The sequence below is a fragment of the Thermopolyspora sp. NPDC052614 genome (assembly GCF_040678635.1).
In the GTDB taxonomy this organism is placed as follows: domain Bacteria; phylum Actinomycetota; class Actinomycetes; order Streptosporangiales; family Streptosporangiaceae; genus Thermopolyspora.
Map to the genome: position 1 here is coordinate 280462 of NZ_JBFATZ010000006.1, position 20267 is coordinate 300728.

Below are 20267 nucleotides of genomic sequence, written 5' to 3' on the forward strand. Positions count from 1 at the left end.
GTTCGATCGTCCGTCACCGCACGCCGCGCGGGCCCTCACGCGGAGCGGTCGTGACGCGGCCGGGGCTCGAATCCGGCGGCCCGGTACGCGTCGTCGATCAGGGCCATCGTGGCGACGGCGTCGTCGGCGTCGATCGGCAGGGGCGTGCCGTGCCGTACGTGGGCGGCGAAGGCCTCCAGTTGGTAGTGGTAGGAGGTGCGGTCGCCGGGGGTCTCGACGCGTTCGCCGTCCGGCGTGCGAATGATGACGCGGTTGTCCTGGTGGGGTAGGGCGAACGACACGGCGGTGGCCTCGCCCCGGGAGCCGACGACGCGTAAGGCGATGACGCGCCCGTCGTAGGACATGTGGCAGCGGGCCGACGCGGTGGCCCCGCCCGGGAACTCGAGATCGGCGTCGAGCCATTCGTCCACGCCGGGCAGGCCCGCCCGCTCGCCGCCCCGCGCGGCGACGACCCGGGGCTCGCCGCCGGTCCACGGGGCGAGCATGCGAAGGGCGTGCAGGTTGTAGCAGCCGAGGTCCATGAGCGCCCCGCCGGCCAGCGCGAGCGACCAGCGCGGGTCGTCGTCGGGCGGCCCCTTCACCTGGAAGGACGCCGCGACGTGCCGGATCTCGCCGAGTTCGCCGCCGTCCACCAGTTCGTGCAGGCGGCGGGTGACCGGGTGGAACAGGTAGTGGAACCCCTCCATGAAGACGGTCCCCGCCTTGGCGACGGCGTCGCGGACCTCGGCGGCCTCCTCGCGGTTGGCGGCCGACGGCTTCTCGGTCAGCACGTGCTTGCCCGCCGCCAGCGCCGCCAGGTTCCACGGGCCGTGCAGGCCGTTGGGCAGCGGGTTGTAGACGACCTCGACCCGCGGGTCCGTGACCACCTCGGCGTAGGAGCCTGCGACCCTTTCCACGCCGTGCCGGGCGGCGAACTCCTCGGCGCGCGCCCGGTCCCGGGCCGCGATCGCGACCAGCCGGTGTCCCCCGTCCCGGGCCGGCCGGGCGATCGCCGCGCCGGCGATCCGCGCCGCTCCCAGCACGCCGATCCGCAGCGGCTCCCGCTCCGCCGTGCCGCCCGTCCCGTCCGCCATGCCGCATCCGCCCTTCCCGCAGCCGCCGCCCGGCCCGCGCTTTCGGGATCGCCGTCCGGTTGTGATCCATTCGTACCTGTCCCAGGCCCGCGACGCCAGATCGAGGCGCTCGGCCTTCGGATGGGGACGCCCGCGCGACGGCGCGGGAACGCAGCCGAAATTGTTGACAACACCAAAATTGTTGACAATATCGGCGACAGGCAGCAATGTGGGTGACGATGAACGGCGAAGGGCGGCGGAGTGCCGGTCAGAGCGCGCGCTCAGGCGTTGCCGGGCGGCCTCGCGCGGCACGCACCGGCCGCACGCCCGATTGCATGAGAGGGTACTCGATGGCATCACCAGCATGGCCGGGTCGGATGCTCCGCCTGCCGCGCGAGCCGTACGCCGGATCCGATCGTCGCGTGACGGAGGTGGCGGCATGAGGGGCGTGGTGGTGACCGGCCACGAGCGTGCGCCGCTGGAGCAGGTCGACGCCCTGGCCAAGTACGGCGTGGCGACCGTGCACGAGGCGCTCGGCAGGGTCGGCTTCCTCGGGCCGCGGCTGCGCCCGGTCAATCGCGGCTCGCGCATCGGCGGCACGGCGGTGACGGCGCTGTGCTGGCCGGGCGACAACCTGATGATCCACGTGGCCGTGGAGCAGTGCGGCCCCGGCGACATCCTGGTCGTGACCACCACCTCGCCGAGCACCGACGGCATGTTCGGCGAGCTGTTCGCCACCTCGCTGCAGCAGCGCGGCGTGCGCGGCGCGATCATCGACGCGGGCTCGCGGGACTCGGCCGAGCTGGGCGAGATGGGCTTCCCCGTCTGGTCGGCCGCGATCAGCGCCCAGGGCACCGTGAAGGCCACCCCCGGCTCGGTGAACGTGCCGATCGTCGTGGGCGGGCAGCTCATCCGGCCGGGCGACGTCATCCTCGCCGACGACGACGGCGTGATGTGCGTGCCACGCGAGGACGTGTCCCGCGCGATCGACGCCGCCCAGGCCCGGTCGGACAAGGAGGAGGCCACCCGGCAGGCGTTCCGCCAGGGAGAGCTGGGCCTCGACCGCTACGGCATGCGCGCCACGCTGGACAGGCTGGGCGTGGAGTACATCACCGCCGACGAATACGCCCGCCGTACGGGGGCCTGAACGCAAGGAGGTCCGATGCCCGAGACATCCGATTTCTCGCTCGACGCCGCGGTGGCCGGAGGAATCCGGTGCATGCTGATGCGCGGCGGCACCTCCAAGGGGGCCTACTTCCTCGCCGAGGACCTGCCCGCCGACACCGCGACCAGGAACGACCTGCTGCTGCGGATCATGGGCACCCCCGACCCCCGGCAGATCGACGGCGTCGGCGGCGCCCACTCGCTCACCAGCAAGGTCGCCATCGTCTCGCGCTCGGCCGAGCCCGACGCCGACGTCGACTACCTGTTCCTGCAGCTCGGCGTGGACGAGCCGACCGTTTCCGACAAGCAGAACTGCGGCAACCTGCTCGCCGGGGTCGGCCCGTTCGCGGTCGAACGCGGCCTGGTGCCGGCCGGACCGGACACGACCCGGGTGCGGATCCGGATGGTGAACTCCAGCAGCCTGGCCACGGCCACCTTCCCGACGCCGGGCGGGGTGGTCGACTACCGCGGGGACACCGCGATCTCCGGGGTGCCGGGCACCGCGGCGGCGGTGGACCTGGAGTTCGCCGACACCGAGGGCTCGATCACCGGCAGCCTGCTGCCCACCGGGCAGGTGCGGGACGTGATCGACGGCATCGAGGTGACCTGCGTCGACAACGGCATGCCGGTGGTGGTGGCGAGGGCCTCGGACTTCGGCCTGACCGGCTACGAGCCGGTGGCCGAGCTCGGGGCCGACGAGGCGCTGCGCGAGCGGATCCAGTCGCTGCGGCTGCAGGCGGGCAAGCTGATGGGGCTCGGCGACGTCAGCGCCGCCTCGGTGCCGAAGACGACGCTGGTCGCCCCGCCCCGCGAGGGCGGCCTGATCTGCACCCGCACGTTCATCCCGATCCGGCCGCACACCTCGATCGGCGTGCTCGGCGCCGTCACGGTCGCCACCGCGCTGCTGATGGAGGACGCGGTCGGCCACGACCTCGCGGTGATCCCGCCGCCGGGGTCCCCGATGAAGGTCGAGCACCCCACCGGCACCTTCGAGGTCGGCGTCGAGCTGGACACGTCCGCGACACCGCCGCGGGTCCGCCGCTCCAGCCTGGTGCGCACCGCCCGCAAGCTGTTCGACGGCACCGTCTTCCCCTACGCCTGGTAGGAGGCGGCGATGACGGCGCGCGCCCGCGTCCTCCCCGCCCGCGCCCGGCGGAGGCCGCGGGCGGGGCTCGCCGTACCGGGGGTCTCGACGAGTCCCCGGTACGCCGGGGCGTGGACGCGGCCGGTCCCGCTAGACCTTGGCCGCCTCGGCCTCGGCGGCGAGACGGGCCAGCAGATCCCGGCTGGCGGTGGCGACCAGCGGCGGCACGCCCAGCTCGGTGAGCATCCGGGCGGCGGCCTCCATCTCGTGGGTACGCCGTACGGCGTGGCGGTGACTGCCCTCGACGAGGCGGTCCACGGTCGCGGGACCGGCGGCGGACAACTCGCCGACGATGTCCTGGCGCAGCCACTCCTCGCATCCGGCGGCGCGGGCGGCCTCGAGGGCCTCGACGACGGCGGCGGCCATGCCCTTGAAGAAGACGCTGCGCAGCAGTTTCCTGCTCGCGGCGAGGCCGGGCTCGCCGTCGAGCACCTGGACGGACGCTCCGAGCGGGGTGAGCAGCGCGGCGACGTCGGCCGCGCCCTCGCCGCTGACGAGCAGGGGGGTGCGCAGGCCGCGGCCGGGGACCGGGGCCATGATCGCCACGTCGGCGAAGCGCACGCCGCGCTCGCGGGCGGCGGCGGCCAGCTCGCCCTTGAGGCCGGGCGAGGCGGTGTTGAGGTCGGCCCACACCGTTCCTTCGCGGACGCCCGGGGCGCCGTTGACCAGCGCCTCCATGGCGTCGTGCGCGCTGTTGACGCTGAGGACCAGGTCGGCTCCGGCGGCGGCGTCGGCCTCGCCGGCGGCGGCGACCATCGGCGGCGGGGCCGGCACCGCCGGGTCGTATCCGCGCACGGTCGCTCCGGCGGCGACCAGGTCGCGGGCGATCGCTCCTCCGGCCTCGCCGAGCCCGAGAACGGCGATGACGGGCCCCTCACCGTCGGCTGCTGACCTGGCTGCTGTCATCGTTCCTCCCACCTAGCCACCTACGAAGCCACCTACGAAGCCACCTACGAAGCCACCTACGAGCCACCGCGTCGTCGTACCGGCTCACCATATCAATAACAAAATTGCAAACAATATTGGTGTAGGGTTTTTCGGAATGACAGTGAGGCGGTGCCGGTGAACGATCACGACGGCTCCCGGCGTGCCGGGGACGGCCAGGGCCAGGTGGTGACCGGGATCCGGGAGGCCATCCTGCGCGGCGAGTTCGTCGCCAACCAGCGGCTCGTCGAGGCCGACCTCTCCGAGCGCTTCGCCGCCAGCCGCGCCGGCGTGCGCGCCGCGCTGCTGGAACTCGCCAACGAGGGCCTGATCGAGCGCGTACGCAACCGCGGCGCCCGGGTGCGCGCGGTCCCCCTGGAGGAGGCCATCGAGATCTGCGAGGTCCGCATGGTCGTGGAGGGCCTGTGCGCCGCCAAGGCCGCCGCGCGGGTCACCCCCGCCAAGGCCGAGGAACTCCAGCGCCTCGGCGAGCAGATGCGCACGGCCGTCGCCGCCGGCGACCTGCTCGGCTACTCGCGGCTCAACGAACGGCTGCACGCCCACGTCCGCGAGATGAGCGGGCAGCGCACCGCCATGCGCATGCTGGAACGGCTGCGCGCCCAGAACGTGCGCCACCAGTTCCGCCTGTCGATGCACCCGGGCCGCCCGGCGCTCTCCCTCCCCGAGCACCTGGCCATCATCGACGGCATCCGCACCGGCAACGCCGACCTCGCCGAACGCGCCATGCGCGCCCATTTGCGCAGCGTCATCCGCACCCTTCCGGAGGTCGTCCCGGACACCCCCGCCTATCCGCTCACCGGAAACCAGCGCCCCTAGAGGGCCGTGCCCCGCGGACGATCACCGGGCCGATCGTCGTCCGCCGGGCACACGAGCCGCTTCGATGGAGCACGGTGTGCGGGCTCGCTACGCTGTGGCCGGGCAACGGGATAACAACGATCTCAAAGGAGCGGTGTTCACCCATGAGCGCGCCGACGCAGCAGGAGCGATTCAGCTTCCAGGCCGAGGTGGTGCAACTCCTCGACCTGATGATTCACTCGCTCTACAGCAACAAGGAGATCTTCCTCCGTGAGCTGATCTCCAACGCCTCGGACGCCATCGATCGCCTGAGGTTCGCGGCGCTCACCGAGCCGGGCATCGAGCAGGGCGACCAGCCGCTGCAGATCCGGGTCGCCTTCGACAAGGACGCCCGCACGATCACCGTGTCGGACAACGGCATCGGGATGAGCCGGCAGGAGGTGATGGAGAACATCGGCACCATCGCCAAGTCCGGCACCCGCGAGTTCCTGAAGGGGCTCACCGGCGACCAGCGCAAGGACGCCAACCTCATCGGGCAGTTCGGCGTCGGCTTCTACTCCGCGTTCATCGTGGCCGACCGGGTGACGCTCACCACCCGGCGCGCCGGCCTTCCCCCCTCCGAGGGGGTCCGCTGGGAGTCCGACGGCCGCGGCGAGTACGAGCTGGAGACCGTCGAGCGGCCCGAGCAGGGCACCGAGATCGTGCTGCACCTGCGCGCGGGCGAGGACGACCTGCTCAACGCGTACCGGCTGCGCACGATCATCCAGAAGTACTCCGACCACATCAGCCTGCCGATCCTCATGCCGGGCGAGGGCGAGGACGCCGAGGAGACGGTCGTCAACCGCGCGTCCGCGCTGTGGGCCCGGCCCAAGAACGAGATCAGCGAGCAGGACTACAACGAGTTCTACAAGCACGTCGCGCACGACTTCACCGACCCGCTCGCCCACCTGCACGCCAAGGTGGAGGGCAAGTACGAGTACACGCTGCTGCTGTTCATCCCGGCGCACGCCCCGTACGACCTGTGGTTCCCCGACGCGCGCCGCGGCGTGAAGCTGCACGTCCAGCGGGTCTTCATCATGGACGACAGCAGCCGGTTGATGCCGCAGTACCTGCGGTTCGTCCGCGGCGTCATCGACTCCAACGACCTGCCGCTGAACATCTCCCGGGAGATCCTGCAGAGCAGCAGGGTGGTGGACTCCATCCGGTCCGGCGCGGTCAAGCGGGTGCTGCGCCTGCTGAAGGACCTGTCGGAGAACGAGCCGGAGAAGTACGCCACCTTCTGGCGGGAGTTCGGCGCCGTCCTGAAGGAGGGCGTGGCCGAGGACTACTCCAACCGCGACGACATCGCCCGCCTGCTGCGCTTCACCACCACCCGGTCGGAAACCGACGAGCCCGACGTCTCCCTCACCGACTACGTCGGCCGCATGAAGGACGGCCAGGACAAGATCTACTACCTGCTCGCCCCGTCCCTGGCCGCCGCCAAGAACAGCCCGCACCTGGAGATCTTCCGCAAGAAGGGCATCGAGGTCCTGCTGCTCGGCGACCCGGTGGACAACTGGCTGGTCACGAGCCTGCAGGACTTCGAGGGCAAGCGCCTGCGGTCGGTCGCCCAGGGCGTCGCCGACCTCGGCGCCCTGGAGGACGAGGCCGAGAAGGAGGCGAACGAGAAGGCCGGCACCGAACTCTCCGGCCTCGTCGAGCGCTTCAAGACGATCCTCGGCGACAAGGTCTTCGACGTACGGACCACCAACCGCCTCACCACGTCCCCGGCCTGCATCGTCGCCAACGAGCCGGACATCGAGCTCAACCTGGCCCGCCGCCTGCGCGGCACCGGCGTACCGAGCCAGCCGATCCTCGAGCTCAACCCCGACCACGCGATCATCCGGCGCCTGCGCGACGAGACCGACGACGAGCGCCTCGCGAACTGGGCACACGTCCTGTACGACCAGTCCATCCTCACCCTCGGCGCCCGCCTGGAGGACCCGGCCGCGTTCGTCGACCGCCTCAACGGCCTCCTCATGGGCGGCGCGGGCGAAGCCTGACCTCTCGCCGGCCGTCCCCGGCGATCTGGAGCTGCGCGCGCTTGACCTCGCCGCGATGCCCCTGGCCGGAGCCGATCCGCGTGCCCGGCGCGGGAGCGGCCGGCCAGGCGCGCGGAGCTCGCGGGCGCGCGGCTCCCCGATGGGCGTGCGGTCCACCCCGACGGCGGCGGGCGGGGCGAGGCGCTGGTGCCTCGCCCCGGACGTGCGTCGATTCCCTGAAGTTCCCGGATTCCCTGGGGATTCTTGGGGATTCCCGGGATCCAGGGATGTTCGTCCCGTTCCGCCGGGATGACCGCCGCGAGAGCATGGGAGCGGGGACGCGGGCGGGAGGCGGTTCATGCGGAACACCTGGGGCTGGCCGGTGTTCGGGCTGTCGTGCGTGCTGGTCGGAGGCGGCGTCGTGGCGGGCGGCGGGCCGACGGGTGGGCACGGCACGGTGGTGGACGCGGCGCTCGGCCTGGCGTTCCCGGCCCTGGGTGCGTTCCTGCTGGCCCGGAAGGTGGTGCTGCTCGGCGCGTTGTGCCTGGTTCCCGCGCTGGGCGCGGTCGCGTACGCCGCGGACAACCACGCGGCGGCCGCCTTGCCCGGCGCGCGGTGGACGGCGTGGCTGTCCGGCTGGGTGTGGGCGCCGGCCGTTCTGATCCCCGCCACCCTGGTCGTGCTGCTGGTGCCGGACGGCCGCCTGCCCTCGCGCCGCTGGCGGCCGTTCGCGATCGTCACGGGTGCGCTCGTCGCCGCCTTCACCCTGCTCATGGCCCTCGTGCCGCAGGTCCGGTACGGCCTGCCCGCTCCGATCTCGGCGCCCGGCCTGTCCGCGCAGACCCCGGCCTTCCCGGTGCTGATCGCGGCGCTGATCGTCGCCTGCGTGGGCTGCGTGGCCGCGCTGCCGCTGCGGCTGCGGCGGGCGCGCGGAGAGGTGCGCCTGCAACTGCTGTGGGTGCTGACCGGGGCCGCCACGCTGGTGCTCACCACGTTCGGCAACGTCTGGTTCCCCGCCCCCTGGAACGACTGGGTCGCCGTCGCCGGGGTGCTGGCGTTCCCCGCCGGGGTGGGCGTGGCCATGCTGCGTCACGGCCTGTACGACACCGATCGGGTGCTGCGCCGTACCCTCACCTACGGATTGCTGGCCGGGGCGCTCGCCCTGGCCTACGTCGCGGTCGTGGCCGGGCTGGGGCTGCTGGCCGGTCCGGACCGGCCCGTGGTCGCCGCGTCGGCGGCCGTGGTGGTCGCGATCGCGGTGAATCCGGTGCGGGGCTTCCTCGCCCGACTGGTGGACCGCGCCCTGTACGGCGAGCGCGGCGACCCGTACGGCGTACTGACCGGCCTGTCGCGCCGGTTGGCCGAGGCGGCAGAGCCGAGGGCGACCCTGACCGTGCTGGCCGCCTCGATCGCCTCGGCGCTGCGCGTCCCCCGCGTGCACGTCCGGGTCGGGCCCGCCGAGGTGGAGGCCGGTGATCCGTCGGTGCCGCTGGAGCGTACCGTGCCCCTGACGTTCCAGGGGACGCCCCTCGGTCAGGTGCGGCTGGCTCCGCGCGCACCCGGCGAAGGCTTCGATCCACGGGACCGGCGGCTGCTCGACGACATCGCCCTGCAGGCGGGCGGCCCCCTGGCGGCGGCGCTGCGCGCCCTGGAGTTGCAGCGGGCCAGGCGGGACCTGGTCACCGCCCGCGAGGAGGAGCGCCGCAAGCTGCGGCGCGACCTGCACGACGGCCTTGGACCCGTGCTCGCCGGTCTGGGCTTCACCGCCGACGCGGCCTGCAACGCGCTGCGGTCCGATCCGGTCCGCACCGAGCACCTGCTGGGCACGGTGCGGCAGCAGGCCAGGGACGCCGCCGCCACGGTGCGCCGGCTCAGCCGCGGGCTTCGCCCGCCGGATCTCGACGCGCTCGGCCTGGTTCCGGCGATCGAGGCGGCGGCCGCCCGGCTCTCCCCGCCGAAGGTCGAGGTCACCGTGTCCGGCGAGCCGTACGGGCTGGACGCGGCCACCGAGGTCGCCGCCTATCTCGTCACCCGCGAGGCGCTGACGAACTGCGCCCGGCACGCCGGCGCGTCCTCCTGCCGGGTCCGGATCTCTTTCGGCGACGACCGGCTGACGATCACGATCACGGACGACGGCCGCGGCCTGCCCGGCACGCCGCCCGCGGGCGTGGGCCTTGCCGCCATGCGGGAGCGTGCCGAGGAACTCGGCGGCGACTTCGCCATCGGCTCGCCGCCCGTCGGCGGCACCGAGGTCCGCGTCCGGCTACCCGTCGGGGGTGTCGCGTGATCCGCGTGCTGATAGTGGACGACCATCCGGTGGTCCGGAACGGCCTCGCCGCGTTGCTCGGCACGGTGGAGGGCTACGAGGTGGTGGGCGAGGCCGCCGACGGGGCCGAGGCGCTCGCCGTCGCCGCCGAGCGGCGGCCCGACGTCGTGCTCATGGATCTGGCCATGCCGCGCGTGGACGGGATCGAGGCCACCCGCCGCCTGACCGCGCAGCGGCCCGGGGTCGCGGTCCTGGTGCTGACCATGTCGGACGACGACGCCTCGGTGCTGGCGGCGATGCGCGCGGGCGCGCGCGGCTATCTGCTCAAGGACGCCACGCAGCAGGAGATGCTGGCCGCGGTCCGGTCCGCCGCGCAAGGCCAGCTCGTGTTCGGGACCAGCATCGCCCCGGCGGTCACGTCTCTGCTGATGCCGCGTGACCGGCCGGACGAGGAGCCGTTCCCGCAGCTCACACCCCGCGAGCGGAGCATTCTGGCGCTGGTCGCCGAAGGCCTGGGCAACCAGGCGATCGCCCGGCGTCTCGCGGTGCGGCCCAAGACGGTGGCCAACGCGGTGTCCGCGATCCTGGTCAAGATCCACGCACGCGACCGGGCAGCCGCGATCGCCGCCGCCCGTGAAGCGGGCCTCGGCGGCGGCACCAGCTGACCCGCTCGGCTCCGCCCGGCCCCGCTTCCTTCCGGCTCGCCGAGGTTTCGTCTGGTCCGCCGCGCTCCCATCCGGCCGGGGCCGGAACCGTTCCTGGGTTGATGGGACGCGTTTCCGCTGACCTCGGGAAATGGCCGTCGGCAGGCTCGAATCCGACGGCGCGAGGGCCGACGCGAGGCGTCCCTTGGAGGGGCAGGGATGCCGTCGGCCCCGGTCCGAAAAGGCGGAGCACCTTGATGGCGTGCTCCCACGACCCAGCAGGAGTCTCGATGACGATGTCAAGCGGCGACCACGGCGTTCCCCGGCGGACCGGCGATGCGATGGGTTCCACCATCGGCCCCGGGAACCCGCCGGGCCTCGGCGAACGGGAGGCGGACCGCGCGCGGAAGGGTTCCGTCGTACGCGCGGTCCTCCCGGTGCTGAGCGGACTGGGCTTCATCGCCCTCGCGCTGAGCGAACTCGTCCTGCCGGATCAGCGGCAGCCGTTCGCCGGGTTCGGCGACTACCTGATTGAGGCCTGCTTCGTGACCGGCCTGTGGGCCGGGGCCGGGGCGGCCCTGGTGCTCGACCGCGTGCACCGCCCGGTGCCCGGCTGGGGGTGGTTCGGCCGGATCGCGGTGGGAATGTACGCCGTCGGTCAGGTCCTGCTCGGCATCACCACCGGCGCCACGCTGATCAACGGCCGCACCGCCCTCGACCTGTTGTTCCTGCCCGGCACGGCGCTGTGGCTGCTCGGCGGCGTCCTGGTGGCGGCGGCGCTGGTGCGGGCGCGGCTGCTGCCCTGGCCGCTGGCCGTGGCCCTGGCCGCCGGGGTGCCCCTGGCCATGGCGATCGGACCCACCGGACCGGTGATCATTGGCGCGGTGTGGCTCGCCGTGGCCGTGGTGATCGCACGCCTGCCCGTCGAGAGGGCCTGACGGCGCCATCTGACGGCTCCGGCTCCGTACGCCGGGTGGAGATGGGGTGGAACCGCGCCGTGCGGAACCGAACGGAACGCCGTTACGACGCCCCTCAGCGGTTCAACACGAACCGGCCCACCGCCAAGCAGGTGGAGAGCCCGCGCGGCTCGCGCGTCGGCCCGCCGGACGGACGCTCGCTCTCGTCGGCGTCCGTCCGGCGTCCGATGCCGCCGCGGGAAGCGGGAGCCGGGCGAGGAACGTTTGACCCTACGATTTGGCCCCTACGACTTGGCCGAGGAAGGCGGGTCGGCGTTCGGGGTGACGAGGGCGTCGACGCCGTTGGGGCTGGCGGGGGCCGCGGGCTGGGCGGGGCCGGTGGACAGCAGGGTGCGGGCGAGGCCGAGGCCGGTGCCGCCGAGGGTGAGGGCCTTGGCGAGGAGTTCCTCCACGCCCTGCGCGCCGTTGAGGACGATCATGTGATCGACGTTGCCGAAGGACTTGGACGCGGCTTCGACGATGGCGGGCCATTTCTCGGCGAGTTGCTGGGCGATGACGGCCTCCTGGTTCTCGGCCAGGGCCTGGGAGCGCGCCCGGATCGCCTCGGCCTCCGCGAGGCCCTTGGCCTTGGCGGCCTCCGCCTCGGCGAGGCCGCGCGCCTTAACCGCCTCGGCCTGGGCGAGACCGGTGGCCTTGGTGGCGGCGGCGCCGGCCTGGCCGCGCAGTTCGGTCTCCTGCGCCTCCGCCTCGGCCTGGGCGATGCGGGCGTCGCGCTCGGCCCGCGCCAGCGTGATCGTCTCGTACGCCTTGGCGTCGGCGGGCCGGCGCACCTGCGCCTGGAGCCGCTGCTCGGCCAGCTCGGCCTCCAACTCGGCGGCGCGGGTCTCCTGCACGACGACCTCCTGGCGCGCGGTCGCCTCCGACAGCGGCCCGGCCTGCCGCGACCTGGCCGCCGCCCGGTCCACCTCGGCCTGGAACCCGGCCTGCTGGATCTGGCTGTCCCGTACGGCCTCGGCCTTCTTGGCCGCGGCGACCTGCTCGGCCTCGGTGGCCTCCTGGTCGCGCTGCGCCTCGGCGATGCGGGCCAGCGAGGCGACCCTGGCCGCGTGCGGCTTGCCGAGGTTGATGATGTAGCCGGTCTCGTCGTCGATCTCCTGGATCTGCAGGGAGTCGACGACCAGGCCGAGCTTGCTCATCTCGTCGGCCGCGCTCATCCGGGTCTCGCTGGTCAGGCGCTCGCGGTTGAGGATCAGGTCCTCCACCGTGAGGTTGCCGATGATCGAGCGCAGGTGGCCGGTGAACAGCTCGTGGATCGCGCCGTCCATCGAGTTCTGCTGCTCCAGGAACCGCCGCGCGGCGTTGGCGATCGAGTGCAGGTCGTCGCCGACCTTGTAGATGACCACGCCGCGGACGTGGACCGGGATGCCCTGCTGGGTCACGCACGACACCGTCAGGTTCGCGGCGCGGCTGTCGAGACGCAGCCGGCGCGCGGTCTGGAAGCCGGGCAGCACGGCCGTGCCCTTGCCTGTGACGATCTTGAATCCCAGCGAGTCGGCGGCGTCGGACTGCCCGTGCGCCCCAAGCCCCGAGATGATCAGGGCCTCGTTCGGCTCGGCGACCCGCCACACCGCCTTGAACACCATGATGAGCACGATGAGCACCGCGAACGCGGCACCCCCGGTGATCCAATACTCCGCCGTCATCGGAGCCTCCACAATCGGAGCGGAAGGTTCAGACGATGGCGCGAGCCACGTACACCGTACGAGGCGGGAAATACTCGACCACGACGACGATCGAACCGACGGGGAACTCCTCGTCCGGCAGGTTCGGGTGGGCGTAGAACGCCTCCACGCCCCCGCGTACCTGCACCATCACCTCTCCGACCAGCCCCGGACCGATCTTTCCGGTGACTCTCCCCTGCTTGCCGACCAACACTTCTCCCCGTAACCGAGCACGTTCTCGAACGTATGACGCGCCCGCTCCACCTTTACCAGCCTGACACAGCGCCTTTGCCACGAACAGACGCGTTTGTCCGGAAAGCCGCCCGCCCAGGTCCGAAACCTCGAATGACCCGCATTGGGCGGCGTTTCGGTCGGTTACGGTTCCCTTTCGGCCTCGGGGGCCTGGCGGATCGGCCGTAGCCGATACCGAAATCTCAGGTACCGAAATCTCAGGTACCGAGATCTCAGGCGAGATGGACGCGGACGGGGATCGACCTCCACGCGCGCAGGGTGTTGTTGTGGTGGCGCAGCGCCGGGCCGGCGAGTTCGATGCGTTCGATCCGCCGGGCGAGCGCGGTCAGCAGCGCCTCCGCCTCCAGGCGGGCCACGTGCTGCCCGGCGCACTGGTGGATGCCCATGCCGAAGCCGACGTGCCCGGAGGGGTCGCGGGACAGGTCGAACGCGTCGGGGTCGGCCCAGCGGCGCGGGTCGCGGTTGGCCGATCCCAGGAAGGTGACGACCTTCTTGCCGTCGGGGATGAGCGTGCCGCCGACGACGACGTCGCGCGTTGCCGTACGGAAGAACGTCTGCACCGGGGACTGCCAGCGCACCGCCTCGTCGAACGCGACGCGGGCCAGGTGCGGCTCGCGGCGCAGGCGCCGCCACTGGTCGGGGTGGGTGGCGAAGGCGTACAGCACGGCGGCGAGGCCGTGCACGGTAGTGTCGACCCCGGCCGACAGCAGGGAGCGCACGACCAGCGGCGCCTGCTCGGCGGTGATGTCGCCGCGGTCCGCCGCCGCCCAGATGCGGGCGCCGAAGCCGCCGGGGGCCAGCATGTCGCGTTGGCATCGGGAGTTCACCCACGCCGACAGCTCGGCGACCCGCGGCAGGCCCTTCTCGACCAGGTCGTTCACGGGGCCGAAGGCGTTGAAGGCGTGCTCGCCGTAGGGCAGCAGGTTCTCCCGGCCGTCGGGCGGGAGGCCGACCGCGTCGGGGAACACCCGCAGCGGGAACGCCTCCGCCAGCTCCGTCACGGCGTCGAACTCGAGCTCGCCGGAGGAGCCCGCGCCGAGGACGGCATCGGCGAGTTCCTCGGCGTCGGCGAACCAGGCCGCGCGCAGTTTCCGCAGCTCCCGTGGGCCGAGGACGTTCGTCAGGACGGCCCTTGGCGCGTCGTGCCGGGGCGGGTCGGCCTCCAGCAGCAGGCTCGGGGGCCGCCAGGGCTTCTCGTAGCGGAAGTTGCTCAGGCCCACGCCCGCCGCCGACTGGAAGTTCTGCCAGTCGGTCAGCACGGCGTGCACGTGCTCGTACCGGGCAAGCGCGTACACGTCGTAGCGGGTCAGGTAGACCACCGGTCCCGCGTCACGCAGCCTGGCGTGCAGCGGCAGCGGGTCCTCGAGGACGTCGTGGGAGAACGGGTCGGCGTCGATCGACGGCAGGGTCACCGGCGTGCCTTTCTCGAAAGCCGGATGGGGGCCGGATGAGGGCGGGGTGGGGACGGGATAGGGGCGGGATATGCGGCGGTACCGCCCGCCACACCGTCACAGGTCGAGGACGAGACGGTCGGAGCGCGCGCGGGAGACGCAGACGAACATGCGGTCACCGGCCGCGCGTTCGCCGTCGTCGAGGATCGCGTCGCGGTGGTCGGGCTCGCCCGCCAGCACCTCCGTCTCGCAGGTGCCGCACAGTCCCTGCCCGCAGGAGGACAGCACCCCGACGCCCGCCTCGTTGATCGCCTGCAGCACGCTGCGATCCGGTGTGACCGTGACCGACAGGCCGGAGCGCCGCAGTTCCACCTCGAACGGCGTGTCGCGGGCCGGCCGGCCCTGGTCCTTCGGGACGAATCGCTCGGTACGCAGCATGCCCTCCGGGTAGCCGGCGCACGCGCGTTCCACCGCGTCGAGCAGGCCGGCCGGCCCGCAGCAGTACACCTTGACGGCCGAGGTGGGGGCGGGAAGCCAGGCGTCCAGGTCGAGCAGGCCGTACTCGTCCTGCGGAACGACGGTCACCTTGTCGCCGTAGCGCTCCAGTTCGTCGAGGAACGCCATCGTCGAGCGGCTGCGCCCGCCGTACAGCAGCCGCCACTCGGCCCCCAGCAGCTCGGCCTGGTGGATCATGGGCAGCAGCGGCGTGATCCCGATCCCGCCGGCGATGAACAGGTACCGATCCGACGGCACGAGCCGGAAGTTGTTGCGCGGGCCGCCGATCGCGACCGTCGCCCCCTCGGCCAGCTCGTCGTGGATGAGGGCCGACCCGCCCCGCCCGTACGGCTCGCGCAGCACGGCCACCCGGTAGCGGTGGGCGTCCCAGCGGTCGCCGCACAGCGAGTACTGCCGGGTCAGCCCGGTCGGCAGCACCAGGTCCACGTGCGCGCCGGGCGTCCAGTCCGGCAGCCGCCGCCCGTCGGGACGCTCCAGCGTCAGCGCGACGACGCCCTCGGCCACCGGGGTCTTGGCCGCGACCCGCAGCTCGATCGTGGTCCGTGTGGGGAACGCCCTGCCCGCCATCGCTCCTCCTCGGTTCGGCATGGTGGCACCGAGGATGAACCGGGGGGCGTCCCCTTCACCACGCCGTTCTCATTGAGTGAGAAACGAGTTGTGACGCACTTCACCGTACGGTCTCGCCGATACGACGCGAGATCCCGCGCGCCGCCGCCAGGAGGGCGGGGACCTGCGTCCGCGCGCCCGCGTCGTTGGGCACCACGACGGCGAGCGCCGCGACGACCTCGCCCCCGGGGCCGCGCACGGGGACGGCGATGCCCGTGGCGCGCTCGTCGATGAAGCCGGGGCAGTACGAGTAGCCGACGCGGCGGATCTCGGCGAGCATCGCGCGCAGCCGGCGCGGTTCGGTCACCGCGGCGCGGTAGCGCCGCAGCGGGGCGGAGAGCACGCGTTCCTGCAGGTCGGCGGGCGCGTGGGCGAGCAGCACCAGGCCCGCGGACGAGACGTGCAGCGGGAGCCTCCCGGCGATCCGGGTGAAGTTGACGACCGACTCGGGGGCCGACAGCCGCTCGAGAAAGAGCACCTCCTCCCCTTCCAGCACGCCCAGCTGGGTGTGGTGGCCGACCACGGCGTGCAGGTCCTCCATGTACGGCATCGCCGCCTCGCGCAGGCTCAGCGTGGGCGACGCGCGCAGGGCCAGCTCCCACATCCGCACCCCGACCCGGATCCCGTCGGCGTCGCGTTGCAGCCAGCCGTACCGGATCAGCTCGTTCACCAGCCGCGAGGCGGTCGCCACGTGCAGGCCGGACCGTCGCGCGATCTCCGATACCCGCAGCGCGGGCGCGTCCGGCCCGAACGCCTCGAAGATGCGCACGATTCGCGACAACACGGATTCACCGGTGGAGGACCTCATCGCGCCCAATTATCCGATATGAGCGCTTTTGGACCCCCTGTCCGGCGGCACACCGTTTCAGCGGCGGCGCTTCCCGCGCAGCGCCGACGGCTTGTGCACGGCGCTCTTGCCGCTCTTCTCGCTGCGCACGCGATACTGAGGCTCCTCGGGCGAGGCGTCCACCGTGCGCCCGGCCTCCTCCGTCCGCTTCGTGATCTTCTTCTCGACCTTGCCCGACGCCGTGGATCCGTGGCTCTTCCAGGTGACCTCGTCACCGACGGCGGGTTCCTGTCGCTTGCGTTTGTCGGCCATGCTTCCCACCTACCCGGACAAATCGGATAACTCCCCCGGAGGCCACACGGGTGACATTGGTCACGGCACGACCGGCGCCACCTCGCGGTGAGGTGCCGGAACTCCCCGGCACCCGAAAGATCACGAAAACCGGTCCGGGCCGCCATCCCCGTTCCGATGGCGGCTTTACCCGAATATGTGATAGCGATCTGCGGTGGATCCCGCACAAATCGTGTCAGATCGGATCGGTCGCCGGTGCCTCCATCTGCCGTCGAACAGGCTCGGCCTGTTCCTCGCGCTCCGGCACTGGTGCACTCCCGGTCAGCGACTGCTCATGTCCCCCATCTCCGCCGATGAGATCATATTTGTGGTACTCGCCGCCGGACTGCTGCCGGTCATCGCACCGCTGTCCCTGCTCGACGGCAACATCGAGGTCCCCCTCGCCCTCCTCGACTCGGTCGACGCCGTCCTCACCACCAACCTGTACGGCCTGCCGGACCGCGTCACCGAGCTCACCGGCAAGATCCTCATCGAGGACGTCGCGCACGCCATGGAGACGACCGTGGGCGGGCAGCCCCTCGGCACGTTCGGCGTCGCCGGCGTGTTCAGCCTCTCCAAGCACGCCGGCGCGGGTTCCGGCGGCGTCCTCGCGGTCGAGCACGAGGCCGACTACCGCGCCCTGAAGCGCCACCGCGACCTCCTGCTCCGGCCGGGATCGCTGCGCCGCGAGGTCACCTCCGTGCTCACCTCCACGGCACGCCGGACGGCACTGCGACTGAACCTGGTACGCCCCGCGCTCGCCCTGTCGCGCGCCCTCGGCCTGGAGGAGGAGCGGGAGGGCTACCGCATCGACTGCCGCCGCCGCGCCCTGTCCGCCGCCCTCGCCGAGACGCCGCGCCTGCCGCCCTTCGACGCCTGGGTACGCGCCGACCTGCATCACTACCGCGACCGGAACGGCGCCCTGCGCCGCTGGTACCAGTGCAGACGACTGCTTGCCCTGCCCCGCGAGCGAGACGCGCGGATCGCCGGCGTACACCGCCTGGCCGAGTTGCCCGCCGCCGCCGAGGGCGTACGCCTCCACGCGGACCAGCCGCTCTTCCGGGTTCCGCTCCTCGTCGAGGACCGCGACGCCGCGATCGCCACCCTGGAACGGCACGGCGTGGCGACCGGCTACCTGTACGACCCGCCGTACGACGACTACCTGCCCGGTCTCGTCACGCCCTCCCCCGCCCCGGAGGTGGCGCGCTGGTGGGCCCGGCACGTGCTGCCGGTCGACCCGCTCTACGCCCACCGTGCGCTCCCGATCGTCGAGCGCCTCCGCCCGGCGCCCCCGCCCCGGCAACCGGCCACAGCCCCGCCCACCACCCTGCCGAACGCCGGCTGACCCGAGCCGACCCCGGCCCGGCCCGGCCGGGCGGGGCGCGGCGTCGGCAGGGGCGGACCCGGCCGCCGGACGCTGGTGAGAGAATTCGCGTGACCGCCGCCGTACAGGAACGGCTCTACGGACCCGCTGTGGAGGTGCACGCCGTTGCCACCCTCGACCGACGCGGAACCGGTGCCCGCCGGGACCGCCACGTCGCCCGTGACGTTCGACGACGTCCGTGAGGCCGCCGCTCGCCTCGACGGCGTCGCCCACCGCACCCCCGTGCTCACCTCCCGCACCCTGAACGCCCTCGTCGGTGCCGAGGTGTTCGTCAAGTGCGAGAACTTCCAGCGCGTCGGCGCGTTCAAGTTCCGCGGCGCCTACAACGCCGCCGCCCGGCTCATCCCCGGCCAGCTCGCCAAGGGCATCGCCGCCTACTCCTCCGGCAACCACGCCCAGGCCGTCGCCCTGGCGGCCCGCGAGCTGGGCTCCTCCGCCGTGATCCTGATGCCCGAGGACGCCCCGCGCTCCAAGCGGGAGGCGACCGCCGGATACGGCGCGGAGATCGTCACCTACGACCGCTACACCCAGGACCGCACCGCGCTCGGCCGCGCCCTCGCCGAAGACCGCGGCCTGACGCTCATCCCGCCCTACGACCACCCCCACGTCATCGCCGGTCAGGGCACCGCCGCCCTCGAACTCCTGGAGGAGACCGGGGAGCTCGACGCCCTCGTCGTGCCCGTCGGCGGCGGCGGGCTCATCGCCGGAAGCGCCATCGCGGCCAAGGCGCTCCACCCCGCGATCCGGATCGTCGGCGTCGAGCCGGAGAACGGCGACGACACCAAGCGCTCCCTGGAACGCGGCGAGCGCGTCACCATCCCCGTGCCCCGCACGATCGCCGACGGCCAGGCCCTGCCCACCCCCGGCGAGCTCACCTTCGCCGTCAACCGGCACCTCGTCGACGCCATCGCCCTGGTGAGCGACGCGGAGATCATCGCCGCCATGCGCTTCGTCTTCGAACGCCTGAAGATCGTCCTGGAGCCGAGCGGCGCGTCCGCCCTGGCCGCCCTCATCGCCGGACGCGTCGCCGACCCGCCGCGCCGCGTCGGCGTCATCGCCTCCGGCGGCAACATCGACACCCGGAGGTTCACCGAGCTCGTCGGCGGGTGACCGGGCGGCCGCCGTACCGCCCTGCCGCCCCGCGTTGACGACCTGGCTCGGGCCGCGCCTTGCCGCCGTTGGCCTCGGCCGTACCGCCGCCCTACCGCCCCGCGTCCGACGCCGAGACGACGAGACGACGAGACGACGAGACGACGACGAAACGCCCGGTGCGCGAGCGCCGGGCGTTTCGTCGAGGTCTTCGAGGTCTTCGAGGTCTTCGAGGTCAGAACAGTGTGCGCGCCGCGGAGTCATTGATCAGATCGGGATTGGGCACCCGGGACTTGCTCGCGATGTTGGCGAGCATCTGGTGCGCCATGTGGAAGCCGAAGTCCTCGGCCACCATCTTCTTCCAGTGCCGCGAGATGATGTTGTGGGCCGCCCACCGGGCGTACCGCGGCCGCTTCATGATGAAACGGGCGAGTTCCCACGCGCGGTCGAGAAGCCGCTCGCGCGGAAGCACCTCGTTGACGATGCCCCATTCGAGGGCCTTCTCGGCCGGGATCGGCTTGGCCCCGTAGATGTAGTAGGCGGCGCGCTTGTGGCCCATCAGCGTCTGCAGCGCCATGCCCTGGCCGTCCCCGGGCGGCGAGCCCAGCCAGAAGTGCGGGTCCATGAAGTCGGCGTCCGGGGCAGCGAGCGTGATATCGCTCATCATCGCGAACTCGGTGTGCACGCCCGCGCCGTTGACCGCCGCGATCGTCGGGATGTCGATGCTGTTGACGAAGCTCTCGATGAGCTTCCAGCCGTCCATCATGCGCTGAAAGGTCAGATCCGGGTCCAGGTCGGAGGCGGGCACGGGGTTGAGCCCCCGCGGGTTGCCCGTCATCCACCGGTCGCCGGTGCCCGTGATGATCAGCACGTGGTTCTCGGGGTCGTTGCCGATCTCCTGCCACACCCGCGGCCAGGCGTTGTGCGCGGCGTGCGTGTGGACGTACGGGCCGTCGGCGGTGTGCAGGCGGACCTCGATGATGCCGTCCTCGCGCCGCATCCGGAAGAAGTCGGCGTACGTGGCCGAGTACTCCTCGAGCGTGCGCGGGGCAAGGTAGCCCTCCCAGTGATCGGCCAGGTTGATCGCCATGCGGCTGCCTCCGATTGCGTGTAGTGAACCGCGCCCGATCCGCCGGTACGCGGACGGCACGAGGGATGCGAGAGGGATGGACGCGCCGACGCGCGTCGGCCTGCCGCAGAAAGTACACCAATCAGTGTGGTTTTTCGAGCGGCGTACGCTTGG

General features: G+C 72.5%; 18 protein-coding genes. 9 read left to right on the top strand and 9 right to left on the bottom strand.

Going from position 1 to position 20267, the window contains the following annotated elements:
- Window positions 1-35: 35 nt before the first annotated feature.
- Window positions 36-1073: a Gfo/Idh/MocA family oxidoreductase gene (locus AB0K60_RS15865; RefSeq protein WP_364054261.1), complete on the bottom strand. Its 1038-nt coding sequence runs from the start codon at window positions 1071-1073 to the stop codon at window positions 36-38.
- Window positions 1074-1491: 418 nt separating this feature from the next.
- Between AB0K60_RS15865 and AB0K60_RS15870 the strand changes: the two genes are divergently transcribed.
- Both AB0K60_RS15870 and AB0K60_RS15875 read left to right on the top strand, forming a co-directional pair.
- Window positions 1492-2199 carry a 4-carboxy-4-hydroxy-2-oxoadipate aldolase/oxaloacetate decarboxylase gene (locus AB0K60_RS15870; RefSeq protein ID WP_364054264.1) on the top strand — a complete coding sequence of 236 codons (708 nt, stop codon included), beginning with the start codon at window positions 1492-1494 and terminating at the stop codon, window positions 2197-2199.
- Between the two features lie 15 nt (window positions 2200-2214).
- Window positions 2215-3321 (top strand): 4-oxalomesaconate tautomerase, encoded by a 1107-nt coding sequence (locus AB0K60_RS15875; RefSeq protein ID WP_364054267.1) that lies wholly within the window; start codon window positions 2215-2217, stop codon window positions 3319-3321.
- 129 nt (window positions 3322-3450) lie between these two features.
- Here the strand turns inward: AB0K60_RS15875 and AB0K60_RS15880 are convergent, their stop codons facing one another.
- A complete protein-coding gene (locus AB0K60_RS15880) occupies window positions 3451-4266 on the bottom strand; it encodes a DUF1932 domain-containing protein (protein WP_364054270.1) in 816 nt (271 codons plus the stop codon).
- Between the two features lie 156 nt (window positions 4267-4422).
- On the opposite strand from AB0K60_RS15880, the gene AB0K60_RS15885 reads away from it, so the two are divergent.
- The 5 genes from AB0K60_RS15885 (at window position 4423) to AB0K60_RS15905 (ending at window position 10969) form a co-directional block, all read left to right on the top strand.
- Window positions 4423-5121, top strand: a complete 699-nt coding sequence (locus tag AB0K60_RS15885) for a GntR family transcriptional regulator (protein WP_364054273.1) — start codon at window positions 4423-4425, stop codon at window positions 5119-5121.
- Window positions 5122-5264: 143 nt separating this feature from the next.
- Window positions 5265-7142, top strand: coding sequence for a molecular chaperone HtpG (gene htpG, locus AB0K60_RS15890; protein WP_364054276.1), 1878 nt, complete (start codon window positions 5265-5267; stop codon window positions 7140-7142).
- Between the two features lie 337 nt (window positions 7143-7479).
- Entirely contained in the window at window positions 7480-9408 is a 1929-nt protein-coding gene (locus AB0K60_RS15895; protein WP_364054279.1) for a sensor histidine kinase, read from the top strand.
- Window positions 9409-9413: 5 nt separating this feature from the next.
- The gene (locus AB0K60_RS15900) at window positions 9414-10052 is read left to right on the top strand and encodes a response regulator transcription factor (RefSeq protein WP_364054282.1); all 639 of its coding nucleotides are present in this window, start codon (window positions 9414-9416) and stop codon (window positions 10050-10052) included.
- A 269-nt stretch (window positions 10053-10321) separates the two neighbouring features.
- Complete coding sequence (locus AB0K60_RS15905) at window positions 10322-10969, top strand: hypothetical protein (RefSeq protein WP_364054285.1); 648 nt, start codon at window positions 10322-10324, stop codon at window positions 10967-10969.
- Between the two features lie 263 nt (window positions 10970-11232).
- Here AB0K60_RS15905 and AB0K60_RS15910 read toward each other — a convergent pair whose 3' ends face one another.
- The 6 genes from AB0K60_RS15910 to AB0K60_RS15935 form a co-directional block, all read right to left on the bottom strand.
- Window positions 11233-12651, bottom strand: coding sequence for an SPFH domain-containing protein (locus AB0K60_RS15910; protein WP_364054288.1), 1419 nt, complete (start codon window positions 12649-12651; stop codon window positions 11233-11235).
- Window positions 12652-12679: 28 nt separating this feature from the next.
- Window positions 12680-12880: a hypothetical protein gene (locus AB0K60_RS15915; RefSeq protein ID WP_364054291.1), complete on the bottom strand. Its 201-nt coding sequence runs from the start codon at window positions 12878-12880 to the stop codon at window positions 12680-12682.
- A 253-nt stretch (window positions 12881-13133) separates the two neighbouring features.
- Complete coding sequence (locus tag AB0K60_RS15920) at window positions 13134-14333, bottom strand: cytochrome P450 (protein WP_364054294.1); 1200 nt, start codon at window positions 14331-14333, stop codon at window positions 13134-13136.
- Window positions 14334-14429: 96 nt separating this feature from the next.
- Window positions 14430-15395, bottom strand: coding sequence for a PDR/VanB family oxidoreductase (locus tag AB0K60_RS15925; protein WP_364054297.1), 966 nt, complete (start codon window positions 15393-15395; stop codon window positions 14430-14432).
- Window positions 15396-15495: 100 nt separating this feature from the next.
- On the bottom strand, window positions 15496-16218 hold the full coding sequence (locus AB0K60_RS15930; protein ID WP_364054300.1) for an IclR family transcriptional regulator: 723 nt from the start codon (window positions 16216-16218) through the stop codon (window positions 15496-15498).
- A gap of 81 nt (window positions 16219-16299) precedes the next feature.
- Window positions 16300-16533, bottom strand: coding sequence for a DUF2945 domain-containing protein (locus AB0K60_RS15935; protein ID WP_364054303.1), 234 nt, complete (start codon window positions 16531-16533; stop codon window positions 16300-16302).
- 313 nt (window positions 16534-16846) lie between these two features.
- On the opposite strand from AB0K60_RS15935, the gene AB0K60_RS15940 reads away from it, so the two are divergent.
- Window positions 16847-17896, top strand: a complete 1050-nt coding sequence (locus AB0K60_RS15940; protein WP_364054306.1) for a DegT/DnrJ/EryC1/StrS family aminotransferase — start codon at window positions 16847-16849, stop codon at window positions 17894-17896.
- Between the two features lie 144 nt (window positions 17897-18040).
- Window positions 18041-19045 carry a threo-3-hydroxy-L-aspartate ammonia-lyase gene (locus tag AB0K60_RS15945; protein ID WP_364054309.1) on the top strand — a complete coding sequence of 335 codons (1005 nt, stop codon included), beginning with the start codon at window positions 18041-18043 and terminating at the stop codon, window positions 19043-19045.
- 214 nt (window positions 19046-19259) lie between these two features.
- Here the strand turns inward: AB0K60_RS15945 and AB0K60_RS15950 are convergent, their stop codons facing one another.
- Window positions 19260-20114 carry an enoyl-CoA hydratase/isomerase family protein gene (locus AB0K60_RS15950; RefSeq protein ID WP_364054312.1) on the bottom strand — a complete coding sequence of 285 codons (855 nt, stop codon included), beginning with the start codon at window positions 20112-20114 and terminating at the stop codon, window positions 19260-19262.
- Window positions 20115-20267: the final 153 nt, after the last annotated feature.